Consider the following 14,837-nt stretch of genomic DNA (forward strand, 5'->3'; position numbering starts at 1 on the left):
CCGGTCACATGGACAACTGCAGAAGCGCCGCGATCTCGGGCCCCTGGCCCCACAACGCAGTGAGCTGAGCATGAATGCAACCGCGCCGGTATTCGCCGGTCTCGCTTTGCTTCTCGCGGGACCGGTCCCGTCCCTGCTCGCTCGAGCCACCTGGCCCTATCGCACGCCCCGCGCCGCGCTGGTGCTGTGGCAGGCGGTCGCGCTGGCCGCGGTGCTGAGCGCGTTCGGCTCCGGCCTGGCGATCGCGAGTGAGCTGTTGGTGCCCGGCCCGAACGGTCGGCCCACGACCTCGCCGACCCGGGAGATCGACGCGCTGGGCCTGCCGCTGTGGCTGGCTTATGTGATCGTGTTCGCCCTCACCCTGCTGGTCGGCGCCCGACTGATCTACGCCGCGATCCGGGTCGGGGTGCATACCCGCCGCCGCCGCGCCCGCCACCGCATGCTCGTTGACCTGCTCGATCAGGGCGGGGACTACCGGCACGCCGATCCCAAGGCCGCCGATATCCGCGTGCTGGCCGCCGCCGAGCCCATCGCCTACTGCCTGCCCGGGCTGCGGCGGCGAGTCGTGTTGAGCCAGGGCACCTTCGCCAACCTGTCCGATGCCGAACTCACCGCGATCGTCAGTCATGAGCGCTCCCATCTGCGGGCCCGCCACGATCTGGTGCTCGAGGCGTTCACCGCGGCGCACGAGGCGTTTCCGCGCTGGGTACGCAGCAAGTCGGCGCTGGATTCGGTGAAACTGCTGATCGAACTGCTCGCCGACGATTCCGCCGTCAAGGTCACCGGCCCCACCCCGCTGGCCCGCGCGCTGGTGGCCTGCTCGAATTCGACCGCGCCCCAAGGGGCGATGGCCGTGGGCGGGCCGACCACCCTCATCCGCATCCAGCGCCTGGCCGGACCGCTCGGCGATCTGCGCGTCGCCTCCGCGGCGTATCTGGCGGCCGCGGCGATTCTCGTGGTGCCCACAATGGCCGTGGCGATTCCGTGGCTGGTCGAGCTGGGCCGGTTGTTCGGTGCCTGAGCCCCGCTTCGCCGAACTGGGTCTGCCGGTCGCGCTGGTGCAGGCGTTGCGTCGCGGCGGACTCGAGACCGCGTTCCCCATCCAGGCGGCCGTAATTCCGGACATCCTCGCCGGGCGCGACGTCTTGGGCAGAGCCGCGACGGGTTCCGGTAAGACACTCGCCTTCGGGCTGCCGATGCTGATCCGCTCCGGCGCCGCGGCCCCGAGGAAACCCCGCGGTCTGATCCTGGCCCCGACCCGCGAACTCGCACAGCAGATCGAGCGCGCGCTGGACGAACCGGCGCTCGCGGCCGGTGTGCGCCTGGGCGTCGCCGTCGGCGGCGTGCCGATCAAGCGGCAAGCCGAGCGGCTCGCCCGCGGCGTCGATCTGTTGATCGCCACGCCCGGACGCCTCGCCGATCTGATCGCCCAGGGCGCGGTCGATCTCGACGCGATCCGCGTGGTCGCGGTGGACGAGGCCGACCATATGGCCGAACTCGGCTTCCTCGATCAGATCACCGTACTGCTCGATCGGGTGCCCGACGGGGCTCAGCAGCTGCTGTTCTCGGCCACCCTGGACGAGGCCGTCGACACCCTCGTCGAGCGATACCTGCGCGATCCGGTGCGGCATTCGGTGGCCAATGCCGATGCCGCCGAACCCGATTCGAGCGTGCGCGATCCGGCGATCGCCCATCATCTGCTGCATCTGCGCAAGGCCGACAAGCGCACGATCGTCACCGATATCGCCGCCCGCGAGGGCCGCACGCTGCTGTTCGTGCGCACCCAGTTCTCCGCCGACAAACTCGCCCGCAGACTGCGCGAGGCCGGGATCGCCGCGGTCGTACTGCACGGCGGCAGGGCGCAGAATCAACGGTCCCGCGCCCTGACCGCCTTCGCCGACGGCACCGCGCCGGTCCTGGTCGCCACCGATGTCGCCGCGCGCGGTATCCATGTCGACGACGTCTCCCTGGTCGTGCACGTCGACCCGCCCGAGGATCCCAAGGCGTATCTGCACCGCGCCGGGCGCACCGCCCGCGCGGGTGCGAGCGGCACGGTGGTCACCCTCGTCACCGACGACGAGCGCGCGGACACCGATAAGCTCCTGGCCGAGGCGGGCATCACCGCCGAGATCCTGCGCGCCCGCCCCGACGACCGCGCGCTGATCGCGCTGACCGGCGCCCGGCACCCCTCCGGCCGTCCGGTTCCCGATCCCGCCGCCGTCGCACCGCCGGAGCCCGTCGCGCGAAACCGCCGCCCCGCCAACCGAACTCACACCCGCCGCCGTCGGCCCGCCTGACCGCCGTTCGCTAGACTGGGCATATCGGAGGAGATCATCGAAGGGGATGCGATGACCGACCGCAAACCACCCGGCGCGAGCTACGAATTCTGGCTGGACAAGCAGATTCGCGAGGCGACCGAACGCGGCGACTTCGACGATCTGCCCGGCAAGGGCAAACCGCTGCCCGATGCGGGAAAGCCCTACGACGAGAACTGGTGGCTCACGAACTATCTGCGCCGCGAGAACGTCGGCGGCGACGGAATCCTGCCACCCGCACTCATTCTCGCGCGCGACCTCGAGCGGCTGCCCGAGACCGTGGCCCGGATGAACGCCGAGGCCCGGGTGCGCGAGTACGCGGGCGAACTCAACGATCGCATCACGAACTGGCTGCGGCTACCGCACGGACCGTACGTACACCTCGCACCGGTCGATATCGACGAGCTCGTCGCCGAATGGCGAACGCGCAGGCAACGCAGGGCATCGGCCGCGAATCCGGCCCAGCCGCCGCCACCTCCGCGCACCTCGTGGTGGCGACGGCTGTTCGCCCGCAACTGATCCGTCATTCCGGCGTGCTTTTCCGGACGGAAGTATGCCGGAATGATCGCGGAGCCACGCTCAGCACACCGGGGGCACTCCCGTAGAATTGCCGGAGTGCATTTTCTTCCGGGCCATACGCCGCCGTACGACCTGACCTACGACGACATCTTCCTGGTCCCCAACCAGACGGATGTGGCGTCCCGTTTCGACGTCGACCTGTCGACGACCGACGGGACGGGCACGACGATTCCGATCGTCGTGGCGAACATGACGGCGGTCGCCGGTAAGCGGATGGCCGAGACGGTCGCCCGCCGCGGCGGCATCGTGGTGCTCCCGCAGGATCTTCCGATGAGCGCGGCCACCAAGACCATCTCCTATGTCAAGAGCCGCTCGCTCACCGCCGACACCCCGGTCACCCTGGGCCCGGACCATTCGGTGTCCGAGGCGCTGGCCCTGATCCACAAGCGCGCCCACCGCGCGGTCGTGGTGATCCAGGACGGTAAGCCGGTCGGCGTGGTCACCGAGGAGTCCTTCGCCGATGTGGACCGCTTCGCGCGGCTGCACACCGTCGCGGACACCGACTTCCGCACCGCGCCCGCCGACACCTCCCCGCGCGAGCTGTTCGACCTGCTCGAGACCCAGCACACCGGACTGATCGTGCTGACCGAGGCCGACGGCACGCTCGCCGGCGTGATGACCCGCAAGGGCGCGGTCCGCGCGGGCATCTACGATCCGGCCGTCGACGCGCGCGGCAAGCTGCGCGTGGCCGCCGCGGTCGGCATCAACGGCGATATCCCCGCCAAGGCCAAGGCCCTCGTCGACGCGGGCGCCGATGTGCTGGTGATCGACACCGCGCACGGCCACCAGGTCAAGATGCTCGAGGCGCTGCGCTCGGTCGCGGATCTGAAGCTGGGCGTGCCGCTGGCCGCGGGCAACGTGGTCTCCGCCGCCGGAACGCGCGATCTGGCCGCCGCCGGTGCGGACATCATCAAGGTCGGTGTGGGCCCCGGCGCGATGTGCACCACCCGCATGATGACCGGCGTGGGCCGCCCGCAGTTCTCCGCCGTCGCCGAATGTGCCGCGGCCGCAAAGGAACTCGGCGTGCACATCTGGGCCGACGGTGGCGTGCGCCACCCGCGTGACGTGGCGTTGGCGCTGGCCGCGGGCGCGTCGAACGTCATGATCGGCTCCTGGTTCGCGGGCACCTATGAGTCGCCCGGCGATCTGCGCACCGACCGCGACGGCAACGTCTACAAGGAGAGTTTCGGCATGGCGTCCAAACGCGCCGTCGCCGCCCGCACGGTCTCCGACGGCGCCTTCGACCGCGCGCGCAAGGCCCTGTTCGAGGAGGGCATCTCCTCCTCGCGCATGCGCCTGGACCCCGAACGCCCCGGCGTCGAGGACCTGATCGACCACATCTGCTCGGGCGTGCGCAGCGCGTGCACCTACGCAGGCGCCCGCAGCCTGGCCGAACTGCACGACAAGGCCGTACTCGGCGTACAGTCCGCCGCCGGCTTCGCCGAGGGCCGCCCGCTGCCGTCGGGCTGGTGATCTTCATCCCGTCCTTCCGGCGAAGAGCGTGCCGGAAGGACGGGACCTGAAGGTTAGGGCGGAGCGTGTGAGGGACGGGACCCGAAGGGTGGGGGCAGAGCGTGTGAGGGACGGGACCCGAAGGTGTGGCGGAGCGTGTGAGAGACGGCACCCAGAGGTGGCGCGGTGCGCGAACCGCGTAAAGAACCCGGTAACATGTGGGTATTCGAGCCGTCCCGCCGACTCGGGGCAGAGCACGTAAAACACTCCCACCTGCGAAAGGAACCAGTTGTCACCCGCGTCCAAGGGCGCCACTCAGGAGGGCTCCTCTACCGAGCCGGGTGACCAACCCGGCGCCTCCGTTCCCCCAGTCCCGCTCGCCCGCTCCGGGTGGTGCTGACAGTGTCAGTCGTGCTCACTGTGCTCAGCCTGGTGGGTTTCATCGCACTCACCGCCGGAACCGCGCTGTTCGTCGCGGCCGAATTCTCCCTCACCGCATTGGAACGCAGCACCGTCGAGGCGCATGCGCGCGACGGCGACCTGCGCGGCCGTCAGGTCCGCCAGGCGCACCGCACGCTCTCGTTCCAGCTGTCGGGCGCCCAGCTGGGCATCACCATCACCACCCTGGTCACCGGTTATATCGCCGAACCCGTCCTGGCCCGGCTGATCGAGCCGCTGTGCACCGGGCTCGGCGCGAGTGCGGGTGCCGCACACGGCATTTCGCTCACGCTGGCCCTGGTACTGGCCACCTCGCTGTCGATGACCTACGGCGAACTGGTGCCCAAGAACATCGCCATCTCCGCACCGTTGACCACCGCGCGCTGGACGGCCGGGCCGATGATCGCCTTCTCCACCGCCTTCGCCTGGCTGATCCGATTCCTCAACGGCGCCGCCAACTGGGTCGTGCGCCAACTGGGCATCGAACCCGCCGAGGAATTGCGCTCGGCCCGATCCCCGCAGGAGCTGGGCTCGCTGGTGCGCACCTCCGCCAAGCGCGGCGTGCTCGATCAGCGCACCGCGCTCGTGGTGGACCGCTCACTGGAATTCGGTGAGCGCAGCGCCGAGGAGCTCATGACCCCGCGGGTCAAGATCGAGACCCTCGACCAGGACGACACCATCGCCGATCTCATCGCCGCCGCGAGTCGGACCGGATTCTCCCGCTTCCCCGTCATCGACGGCGATCTGGACGACACCCTCGGCGTCGTGCACATCAAACAGGCCTTCCTGCACCCGGTTTCGCAGCGCGGCCGCGTCAAGCTGCGCTCGATCGCGCATCCGGTGCCGATCGTCCCGGCCAGCCTCGACGGCGATACCGTGCTCGAACGCATCCGCGCGGACGGCATGCAGGTCGCCCTCGTCGTCGACGAATACGGCGGCACCGCGGGCCTGGTCACGATGGAGGACATCATCGAGGAGATCCTCGGCGATGTCCGCGACGAGCACGACGAGGAGGAACTCGACGTGCGCCGCACCGCCGCGGGCTGGAACTGCTCGGGCCTGATGCGCATCGACGAGGTCTCCCGCACCACGGGCTACGACCCGCCCGAGGGTGAATACGAAACCCTCGGTGGCCTGGTGCTGACCCGTCTGGGCCGCATCCCGGTCGCCGGGGACGAGGTGCTGCTGCCCGAACCCGGTAACGGACAACAGCATTCGTCGCCGCCACAGACCTCCGGCGGCTGGCTGGCCCGGGTGGAGCGCATGGACGCCCGCCGCATCGACCGCGTGCTGCTGCGTCCCGTCGACGCCGACGCGCTGCAGACCTGGGAGCTCAGTCATGGGTGATCTGTTCGGAATCGTGCTGGCGCTGCTGCTACTCGCAGGCAACGCCTTCTTCGTCGGCGCCGAGTTCGCGCTCATCACCGCCCGCCGCGACCGGCTCGAAGCCCTTGCCGCCCAAGGCAAGCGGGGCGCTACCACGGTCATCCGCGCGGGCGAGCATCTGTCGATGATGCTGGCCGCCGCGCAGCTGGGCGTCACGATCTGTTCGCTGCTGCTGGGCCGCATCGCCGAACCGGCGGCCTCACATCTGCTGGAGCGGCCGTTCGAACTGCTCGGCGTGCCCGCGGAACTGCTGCACCCCATCGGATTCACACTCGCGCTCGCGGTGGTCGTGATGCTGCATATGCTGCTGGGCGAGATGATCCCGAAGAACATCGCCCTGGCCGGGCCGGAACGCGTTGCGCTGCTGCTGGTTCCGATGCTGCTGGGGTGGTTGCGGCTGGCGCGGCCGCTGATCACGCTCTACAACATGGGCGCGAATCTGACGCTGCGCGCCCTGCGCATCGAGCCCAAGGACGAGCTCGACGCCACGGTCTCGACGGTGGAGCTGGCCGAGATGATCGGCGAATCCCGCTCCGAGGGCCTGCTCGACGAGGATGAGCATCGCCGTCTCACCCAGGCGCTGGGCACCACCGACCGCATCGTCGCCGATGTCATGGTGCCGCTGGCCAAGACGCGCTGCGTCCCGCTGCGCGGCGACGGCACCACCCTGGGCGATATCGAGACCGCGGTCGCCGAGACCGGCTTCTCCCGCTATCCGGTGCGCACCGACGACGGCTCGCTCGTCGGCTATCTGCACGTGAAGGATGTGCTGGACAAGGTCGCCGACGATTCGGCGGGCCCGTCCACGCCGATCCCGCGCAGCGATATCCGCCCGCTGCCCACGATCAGCATGGGTACCACGCTCTACGAGGCGCTGGCCCGAATGCGCCGCACCAGCAGCCATCTCGGCCGCGTGATCGATTCGCGCGGTAACACCGAGGGCATCGTCGCACTCGAGGATCTGGTGGAGGAGTTCGTGGGCACGGTGCGCGACGCCACCCACCGGATCGCCGAATGAGCATGTCCGCGTTGACGATCGACGTCGCGCCCGAGCACGCATGGCGTGCTCGGGCGGCGGCGCATCGGGAACTCGTCGACACGCTGATCGCCCCGTACCTGGAACATCGCGCCGCCGGGACGAAGCATCCGGTGATCGACTTCCTGTTCACCTACTACGGCCACAAGCCCGCGCAGCTGCGCCGCTGGCATCCGGGTTACGGTGTCGCACTGGAGAATGCGACCGAATACGAGAACTCGCGCGGCTACCTCCGCGTGGATTCCGGCCCCACGGTCGCCTGGACGGCGGATCCGGCCTTCCTGGACCGCCGCCGCGACACCGTGGCCTTCGTCGCGAACCTGTTGCGCGCCACCGCCTCCCGCCCCACCCACCTGTCCTGCTTCGGCCTGCACGAATGGGCGATGGTCTACCGCACCGACGACGTCCGCCATCAACAGGTCCCCCTTCGCCTGGGCCACACCGGCACCGACGCGGTCGTGGAGTCGATGCCGCTGCGCTGCACCCACTTCGACGCCTTCCGCTTCTTCACCCCCGAGGCCGCCCCCCGCAACACCGAACCTCTGACCCGCGACGACCAGCTCGACCGCGAACAACCCGGCTGCCTGCACGCCAATATGGACCTCTACAAATGGGTCATGAAATTGGTGCCGCTATTGGACTCAGAGCTCATGCTGAGTTGCTTCGAGCTGGCACGTGATGCCCGAGAACTCGACATGCGCGCCAGCCCCTACGATCTGACGGCCTACGGCTACGAGCAGATCAAGATCGAAACCCCAGCCGGACGCGCGGACTACGTCCGCGCGCAATCCGACATCGCCACGCGGGGCGCTGTTCTCCGTACCGCGGTGTTGGACCGCTGCCGTACGCTCCTCTCCGCACACCCCCGCTAGCGCGTTTTCAGTGCCAGTCGGAACAGATCCGCTCGCCGCTGAACACATCCTCAACACCTCGACAGCGAACCGGATGCGGGGCCGTAGCAGTTAGCCTCCTTCCATGACCGCTCTGCCTGCGTGGGCCACGGACCCCGCCTCGCTGCTCGTCACGGAGGACGCATTCGACGCCCTGCCCGAGGAGTTGCGGCGCGCACTCGAGGTCATTGCGGGACATGTGGTGTTCTGCCGCAGTGAGAGCAACCAGCACAGCATCGTGGCGCGCAGGCTGGCAACCCACTTCGAGGCCGCCCGCCCACCTGAGCCGTGCACCCGCGTCGTCACCGACGTGGAGATGCACTACCGCGAGCGGCGCGCCGGTACGGAATTCTCCTTCCGGCGGCCGGATGTCGCCGTATACCGTTGCTATGACGAGACGTGGGCCTTCACACTGATCCCACTCATCGACTCCATCTGCTGGACTGCATCGACTTGGCCTGCGCCGCCCGCGAACTCGATATGCGCGCCGACCCCTGCGACCTGACCGAATTCGACTACACCCCGGTCCCCATCGAAACCCCGTCCAGCCGTGCGGAATACGGCCGCGGCCAAGTCGAGCCGGCCGAACGGGCCGTTCCGCTGCGCACCCGGCTGCTCGCCGCCGCGGACCGATTGCTCGCCGCGCCCTGAACCGTGCGGCGCGTCGCCAACACGAGATCTTGTTGAAAACGCCCGTCCTGAACGGGTGAACGCGTTATCGTTTCGGCGTATTGGCGTGACCGCCGGTACGCCTTATCGCGGGTTGCGTGGCGGCGGTTGAGGTTCGAAGGTTGGGGGTGCCGCAATGCTGCGGTTCAACGGGATTCGGCAGTCCAAACCGCTGGTCGTGCTCGCGGCCGCGCTGCTCGGGGCCGCCGTATTGCCACTCGGCGGGGCGTCGGCGGATCTGCGGTCCGATATCGCGAACCAGGTCCAGCAGTTCCTCGATGTCGGGCAGGTAGCGGTGCCGCGCGCCGACTGCGGGCCGGGCTCGCTGCCCGAAACCGGTCTGCAGGGCGATGTTCCGGCGCCCGACCGCGACAACGGGCGCAGCACGCGCGGCTACACCTGCAACATGGTGAGGGTCGGCGGCTTCACCGGCCACGGCGGCGGCATCACCTCCACCACCTACGACCACTGCTCCTACACCGGTTCGTTCTTCCCGGGCAATCTGCTGAATCCGGCACAGGGCGTGCAGGTGCTCGACGTCTCCGATCCCGGGAATCCGGTGCTCACCGGCTCGCTCACCGAACCGGCGATGCTGGCGGGCACCTGGGAGAGCCTGAAGGTCAACGCGGCACGAAAGCTGTTGGTGGGCACCGGCGTTCCGATCGGCGAGGGCGTGGGCTATCTGTCGGTCTACGACATCTCCGACTGCGCGCATCCGCGGCTGCTCAATCCGGGCCCGGGCACGAATCTGGCCATGCCGCTGCCGATCACGACGCATGAGGGAGGCTTCTCCCCCGACGGCCGCACCTACTGGGCCTCGGGCATCGCACCGGGTTTCGTCAGCGCCGTCGATCTCACCGATCCGGCCGATCCGCATGTGATCTGGCAGGGCCTGACCGGTATCGAGGCGCACGGCTTCGGCATCAGCGCCGACGGTAACCGGATGTATCTGTCGGCGCTGGGCGGGTTCACCGTGCTCGATATCAGCGCCGTCCAGCGCCGCGACCCGAATCCCCAGGTGAACCACATCGGCCGGGTCTTCTGGACCGACGGCTGGGCCACCCAGCACAGCATCCCCGTCACCTACGACGGCAAGCCGTACCTGTTCACCGCCGACGAGGGCGGTTCGGGCGGGGTGAAACTCATCGATATCTCCGATGAGAACAATCCGAAGGTCGTCAACAAGCTCAAACTCGAGATCAACCTGCCCACCCATCTGGACAGCCAATTGGCCTCGGCCATGGGCGGATCCGCCTTCTCCTACGATTCGCACTACTGCGCGGCGGACCGCCCGGACGATCCCACGGCACTGGCCTGCGGCTGGGAATCCTCCGGTATCCGGGTGTTCGATGTGCGCGATCCGTTCCACGTGCGCGAGATCGCCTACTACAACCCGCCCGCCCGCACCGGGCAGAACCTGGACCTGTGGAATTCCCCGCACGCCTTGGCCTCGATCATCGGCCCGCCCGTGATGGAGGGCTTCTCGATGGCCCGCGCGATGCTGAACGGACAGTTCGATCCGGCGAAGGCGCTGTCGCCGCGCACCGGCATGCTCGCCTTCGGCGACGTGTCCTCGGACTGGTGTTTCGCTCCGCCGGAATGGCACGGCAACCAGCTGTGGACGACCTGCAACGACAACGGCTTCATGGTGCTGCGGCTCGATAACGACGTGTATTCGCCGCCGCCGGACCAGCATTCGATCGTGGGGTCGTGATGCGGGTCCTGGCCTACCTCGCCTCGGCGCTGATCCTGCTCGTCGCAGGCGCCGCCCTGCGCCCGCTGATCCTGCCCGAACACCCCTCTCCCCCACCGATTCTCGACACCACCGAGATCGGTTTCGCCCAGGATATGACCGCCCATCACCAGCAGGCGATCCAGTTGGTGGCGCGGCTGGATCGGGGCGTGGATCCGGCCGTGGCGCGGCTGGCCGAGCAGATCGATCAGACTCAACGCACCGAGATCGGCACCATGTTGGGCTGGCTGCGGCTGGCCGACTCCTCCCCGATGCCACGCCACCCGATGGCATGGCTGTCGGGTGCCGATACCGCTGCCGCGCATCATCATTCGGCCACTGAGCCGATGACGACCATGCCCGGCATGGCCTCGATGGCCGAACTCGACCGGCTCTCGGCAGCCCGCGGCCGCGATGCGGAAATCCTGTTCCTGCAGCTGATGTACCGCCACCACGAGGGCGGTATCAGCATGGCCCGCGCCGCGGACCACGAGATCGCCTCGGGCCCGGTCAAGGAGGCCGCGCGCGGCATGATCGCCGACCAGAGCCAGGAGCTGGGGCTCATGGCGGTGATGCTGAACCAACGTGGCGCACAACCGCTCTCATAGTCACCAAGTCACCGGCAGCCGCCGCACACCGTAGATGTTGCCGCCCGAGGGCCGCACCCGTTCCGGTTCGATCGCGAGCGCCAGATCCGGGAACCGATCGAACAACGCGGGTAACGCGACCCGCAGTTCGGCCCGGGCCAGCGGATGCCCCAGACACAGATGCGCACCGTGTCCGAAGGCCACCTGCCCGATCGCGCGCCGCCGCACGTCCACGACGTCCGGATCGTCGAATCGGCGCGGGTCGCGGTTGGCCGCGCCCAGCGCCAGTACCACCGTCTCGCCCGCGCGAATCAGCTGCCCGGCCAGCTCGATATCCTCCAGCGCCGCACGGGCATTGGTGTGGGCGACCGACAGATAGCGCAGCAGCTCCTCCACCGCCGAATCCCACAGGTCCGGATCCGCGCGCAGGATCGCGAGTTGATCCGGACGATCCAGCAGCACCATGACGCCGAGGGCGATCATGTTGCGGGTGGTCTCGAACCCCGCGGCGAGCAGGAAGGTGCCCAGACCGGCGAGCTCCTCGTCGGTCAGATCGCTTCCGGTCAGATCGCCGAGCACATCGTCGGTCGGCGCGGCGCGCTTGGCCGTGACGAGCCCGGCGATGTAGTCCGCCAGCCGATCCCAGGCCACACCGATCTCCTCGATCGATTCCGCGTCCACCATCATCGCCGCCGCCTGCCGTTCGAAGAACTCATGGTCGGCGTAGGGCACCCCGAGGATGTCGCAGATCATCAGTGCCGGAACGGGTTGCGCGTAGGCGCTCACCAGATCCATTGCCGGGCCATGCTTCTCCATCGCGTCCAGTCGCTCGGCGCAGACCCGCCGCAGGCGACCGGTGAGCAGGCCCATGCGACGCACGGTGAATCGGGAGGCGACCGCGCGGCGCAATCGGGTGTGCTGCGGCGCGTCGACACCGCTGAGATCGCCGGGCGGCGCCGCCGGGAACGGGCCGGGGATATCGTGGATCGGATCCCGCAGCAGTTCGTAGCGATTGCTGAAGCGCGGATCGGCCAGCACCGTCCGCACCACCTCGTAACCGGTGGCCAGCCAGCCCAGCTGCCCGTCCGGGAACCGCATCCGCGTCAGCGGGCGGTCCGCGCGCAGTCCGGCGAGCTCCGGCGGCGGATCGAATGGCCGCGCCGGATCACGCAGGAGCGGCAATGCGACTGCCTCGGTGGATGTTTCGGTCATATCTCCTCCTTACCGATACGCCCTCACGGTAGGAACCATTCACCCATCCGGCAACGCCGTAGTTCGCAAATCCCCTGGAAAACACCGCAATGCCGCCCGATTCATTGCAATGACGCTGCACGGTAACGCAATTGGATGCCACTATCGTTGCAATGGGCTGCCGTCGAATGCCACCCTGGAGGTCATCGTCGACCGTCAGGAGTTACCGATGCCGGGACATCGCTTGGCCTATCCCGAACGCCGGCAGATCACCGCGGGCCTGGCCGCGGGCCTCACCTACGCCGAGATCGCCCGGCGCCTGGACCGCCCCACCTCCACCATCACCCGCGAGATCTCCCGCAACGGCGGCCCGGGCGGTTATCGGGCCGAACCGGCCCAGCGCGCCACCCAGCAGCGCGCCCGCCGCCGCCCGCCCGTGGCGGCGAGCCCGAAGCCGGACACCACCCGCGCGGCCGTCGAGGTGATCGATACGGTGCGCGCCCAGCTGATCGAGACGATCGTCCGAATGGGGCTGCCGCGCATGGCCGCTCGCGTCTTCGCCTGCCTGTTCCTCAGCGACGCCGACTCCCGCACCGCCGCCGAACTGGCCGCCGAACTCCGAGTCAGCCCGGCCTCGATCTCCAAGGCGGTGACCTATCTCGCCGACGTCGGCATGCTGCTGCGCGGCCGCGACGGGCGGCGCGAGCGCTACCGCATCGGCCGCGACGTGTGGGCACGCACCTGCATGGCCAGCGCGCAGGTGGATCGGGCGCTGGCCGATACCGCGCGCCGGGGTGCCACGCTGCTGGGCACCGACACCCCCGCCGGGGCGCGGCTCGCGGAGATGGCATGGTGCTTCCAGAATCTGTTCGGCCTCGAGCTGCGCGGCGCCGAGCGTTGGCGGGCCTTCCTCGAATACTCGACGGGCGCAACGCCCGACGATCCGGACGCCCCGGCAACCGTCGCCGTATTGCACTGCCCGGACTGCGGATCGGCGGTGCCGATCCCCGGCACCCTCGCCTCGCAGACCTGACCCGGAAACGCCGAATGCCACGCGATTCGCGTGGCATTCGGCCGTATTGTATTGCTGGATCAGCGCATCACAGCGGCGGTATTCCGGACGAACCGGTCGTGACCCAGTCCCAGAACGAGTTGAAATGCGCGATGAGCACATTGGCGAGATCGATCACGGTGCTACCCATGGGGATTCCTCACATCCGACGATGAACTGGCAGCGCCCAGGGTAACGCGTCATAACCAGGCCGACGCATTTCAAAGGTTTCCCACAGCATGTTCCAATCTGCGCGCCACCAGTTCCCGGGCCTGCTCGCGCAGCGCCGGGCGATAGCCGCTGGGATACACCGGATCCGCGGGTGTGTACTGCTTGAGCACCTCCTTGGCGAGGGTGATCTTGTGGACCTCGGTGGGCCCGTCGGCGATCGCCATCACCTCGGCGTAGTTGAGCATGTCGACGAACGGCAGATCCTCGCTGACGCCGAGCGCGCCGTGCAGATGCAGGGCCCGGCGCGCGACGTCGTGCATGACCTTGGGCATGGCGACCTTGATGGCGGCGATATCCTTGCGCACCTTCAGATAGTCCTGCTCCTTATCGATGCGCCACGCCGTGCGCAACACCAGCAGCCGGAACTGCTCCATCTCGATCCAGGAATCGGCGATGCGCTCCTGGGTCATCTGCTTACCGCCGAGCACACCGCTGCCCATCGGCCGCGATACCGCGCGCTCGCACATCATGTCGAAGGCCTTGCGCACCATGGCGACCGTGCGCATGGCGTGATGCACCCGCCCGCCGCCCAGGCGGGTCTGCGCGACGATGAACCCCTGGCCCTGCGCACCCAGGAGATGATCGGCCGGGATACGCACATCGGTGAACCGCAGATGCGCCTCGTGTTCGCTGAACCCGTGCACATGGAAGTTCTTCACGATCTCGAGGCCGGGGGTGCCGGCGGGCACGATGAACATCGACAGCCGCTGATGCGGCGGGGCGTCGGGATCGGTGACGACCATGACGATATGGAATGCGGCGTATTCGGCGGCGGTGTTGAACCACTTCTCGCCGTTGATGATCCAGTGATCGCCGTCGCGCACGGCCGTGGACCGGAACGCGGTGGGATCGGAACCGCCGGTGGGCTCGGTCATCACATAGCAGGAGCCGATTTCCCCGTCCAGCAGCGGCTGCAGATATCTGGCCTTCTGCTCATCGGTCCCGTAGTGCGCGAGGATCTCGGCATTACCGGAATCCGGTGCCTGACACCCGAATACCATCGGCGCCCACATCGAGGTGCCGAGCATCTCGTTGAGCAGCGCCAGCTTCAGCTGCCCGAATCCGGGACCGCCGAGTTCGGGGCCGAGGTGACAGGCCCACAGGCCCTGCTCCTTCACCTGCTCCTGCAGGGGCCGCAGCAGCGCCCGGACCTGCGGATCGGATTTGTGATAGGGATTGAGCCCGATCAGATCGAGCGGTTCGATCTCCGTCGCGACGAATTCGGCGACCCAGTCCAGCTTGCGCTGATACTCCGGGTCGGTCTCGAAATCCCAAGACAT

At 68.5% G+C, this 14,837-nt stretch carries 14 protein-coding genes; 12 read left to right on the forward strand and 2 right to left on the reverse strand.

All coding sequences use genetic code 11. The annotated features are described in order from the left end of the window. The first annotated feature begins 70 nt into the window (after positions 1–70). From ACIA76_RS04800 to ACIA76_RS04850, 11 genes are all read left to right on the forward strand, one after another. The gene (locus ACIA76_RS04800; RefSeq protein ID WP_397148507.1) at positions 71–1,021 is read left to right on the forward strand and encodes a M56 family metallopeptidase; all 951 of its coding nucleotides are present in this window, start codon (positions 71–73) and stop codon (positions 1,019–1,021) included. Beyond that, complete coding sequence (locus ACIA76_RS04805) at positions 1,014–2,297, forward strand: DEAD/DEAH box helicase (protein WP_397148509.1); 1,284 nt, start codon at positions 1,014–1,016, stop codon at positions 2,295–2,297. The genes ACIA76_RS04800 and ACIA76_RS04805 overlap by 8 nt, the downstream gene beginning before the upstream one ends. A gap of 51 nt (positions 2,298–2,348) precedes the next feature. Further along, entirely contained in the window at positions 2,349–2,834 is a 486-nt protein-coding gene (locus ACIA76_RS04810) for a DUF1992 domain-containing protein (RefSeq protein WP_397148511.1), read from the forward strand. A 96-nt stretch (positions 2,835–2,930) separates the two neighbouring features. Further along, positions 2,931–4,367 carry a GuaB1 family IMP dehydrogenase-related protein gene (locus tag ACIA76_RS04815; protein ID WP_397148513.1) on the forward strand — a complete coding sequence of 479 codons (1,437 nt, stop codon included), beginning with the start codon at positions 2,931–2,933 and terminating at the stop codon, positions 4,365–4,367. A gap of 381 nt (positions 4,368–4,748) precedes the next feature. After that, a complete protein-coding gene (locus tag ACIA76_RS04820) occupies positions 4,749–6,131 on the forward strand; it encodes a hemolysin family protein (protein ID WP_397149398.1) in 1,383 nt (460 codons plus the stop codon). After that, entirely contained in the window at positions 6,124–7,188 is a 1,065-nt protein-coding gene (locus ACIA76_RS04825) for a hemolysin family protein (protein ID WP_397148515.1), read from the forward strand. Before ACIA76_RS04820 ends, ACIA76_RS04825 begins: the two co-directional genes overlap by 8 nt. A gap of 2 nt (positions 7,189–7,190) precedes the next feature. After that, positions 7,191–8,078, forward strand: a complete 888-nt coding sequence (locus tag ACIA76_RS04830) for a 3-methyladenine DNA glycosylase (RefSeq protein WP_397149400.1) — start codon at positions 7,191–7,193, stop codon at positions 8,076–8,078. Positions 8,079–8,181: 103 nt separating this feature from the next. Further along, positions 8,182–8,601: a hypothetical protein gene (locus ACIA76_RS04835; protein ID WP_397148517.1), complete on the forward strand. Its 420-nt coding sequence runs from the start codon at positions 8,182–8,184 to the stop codon at positions 8,599–8,601. Continuing rightward, entirely contained in the window at positions 8,577–8,747 is a 171-nt protein-coding gene (locus tag ACIA76_RS04840; RefSeq protein WP_397148519.1) for a hypothetical protein, read from the forward strand. Before ACIA76_RS04835 ends, ACIA76_RS04840 begins: the two co-directional genes overlap by 25 nt. 154 nt (positions 8,748–8,901) lie before the next feature. Further along, positions 8,902–10,479, forward strand: coding sequence for an LVIVD repeat-containing protein (locus tag ACIA76_RS04845; RefSeq protein WP_397148521.1), 1,578 nt, complete (start codon positions 8,902–8,904; stop codon positions 10,477–10,479). After that, the gene (locus ACIA76_RS04850; RefSeq protein ID WP_397149402.1) at positions 10,479–11,105 is read left to right on the forward strand and encodes a DUF305 domain-containing protein; all 627 of its coding nucleotides are present in this window, start codon (positions 10,479–10,481) and stop codon (positions 11,103–11,105) included. The genes ACIA76_RS04845 and ACIA76_RS04850 overlap by 1 nt, the downstream gene beginning before the upstream one ends. Here ACIA76_RS04850 and ACIA76_RS04855 read toward each other — a convergent pair whose 3' ends face one another. Next, entirely contained in the window at positions 11,106–12,296 is a 1,191-nt protein-coding gene (locus tag ACIA76_RS04855) for a cytochrome P450 (RefSeq protein ID WP_397148525.1), read from the reverse strand. A 208-nt stretch (positions 12,297–12,504) separates the two neighbouring features. Here ACIA76_RS04855 and ACIA76_RS04860 point away from each other — a divergent pair, with 208 nt between their 5' ends. Further along, positions 12,505–13,308, forward strand: coding sequence for a helix-turn-helix domain-containing protein (locus tag ACIA76_RS04860; RefSeq protein ID WP_397148527.1), 804 nt, complete (start codon positions 12,505–12,507; stop codon positions 13,306–13,308). A gap of 239 nt (positions 13,309–13,547) precedes the next feature. Here ACIA76_RS04860 and ACIA76_RS04865 read toward each other — a convergent pair whose 3' ends face one another. Beyond that, positions 13,548–14,837 carry an acyl-CoA dehydrogenase family protein gene (locus ACIA76_RS04865; protein ID WP_397148529.1) on the reverse strand — a complete coding sequence of 430 codons (1,290 nt, stop codon included), beginning with the start codon at positions 14,835–14,837 and terminating at the stop codon, positions 13,548–13,550.

It is taken from the genome of Nocardia sp. NPDC051570, assembly GCF_044454005.1.
In the GTDB taxonomy this organism is placed as follows: Bacteria; Actinomycetota; Actinomycetes; order Mycobacteriales; family Mycobacteriaceae; genus Nocardia.

Bases quoted from the DNA above. Each gene is read 5' to 3' on its own strand.
- ACIA76_RS04850 (WP_397149402.1), top strand. From the start codon at position 10,479: ATGCGGGTCCTGGCCTACCTCGCCTCGGCGCTGATCCTGCTCGTCGCA.
- ACIA76_RS04830 (WP_397149400.1), top strand. From the start codon at position 7,191: ATGTCCGCGTTGACGATCGACGTCGCGCCCGAGCACGCATGGCGTGCT.
- ACIA76_RS04810 (WP_397148511.1), top strand. From the start codon at position 2,349: ATGACCGACCGCAAACCACCCGGCGCGAGCTACGAATTCTGGCTGGAC.
- ACIA76_RS04835 (WP_397148517.1), top strand. From the start codon at position 8,182: ATGACCGCTCTGCCTGCGTGGGCCACGGACCCCGCCTCGCTGCTCGTC.
- ACIA76_RS04855 (WP_397148525.1), bottom strand. From the start codon at position 12,296: ATGACCGAAACATCCACCGAGGCAGTCGCATTGCCGCTCCTGCGTGAT.
- ACIA76_RS04825 (WP_397148515.1), top strand. From the start codon at position 6,124: ATGGGTGATCTGTTCGGAATCGTGCTGGCGCTGCTGCTACTCGCAGGC.
- ACIA76_RS04840 (WP_397148519.1), top strand. From the start codon at position 8,577: ATGCGCGCCGACCCCTGCGACCTGACCGAATTCGACTACACCCCGGTC.
- ACIA76_RS04845 (WP_397148521.1), top strand. From the start codon at position 8,902: ATGCTGCGGTTCAACGGGATTCGGCAGTCCAAACCGCTGGTCGTGCTC.
- ACIA76_RS04860 (WP_397148527.1), top strand. From the start codon at position 12,505: ATGCCGGGACATCGCTTGGCCTATCCCGAACGCCGGCAGATCACCGCG.
- ACIA76_RS04800 (WP_397148507.1), top strand. From the start codon at position 71: ATGAATGCAACCGCGCCGGTATTCGCCGGTCTCGCTTTGCTTCTCGCG.
- ACIA76_RS04865 (WP_397148529.1), bottom strand. From the start codon at position 14,837: ATGTCTTGGGATTTCGAGACCGACCCGGAGTATCAGCGCAAGCTGGAC.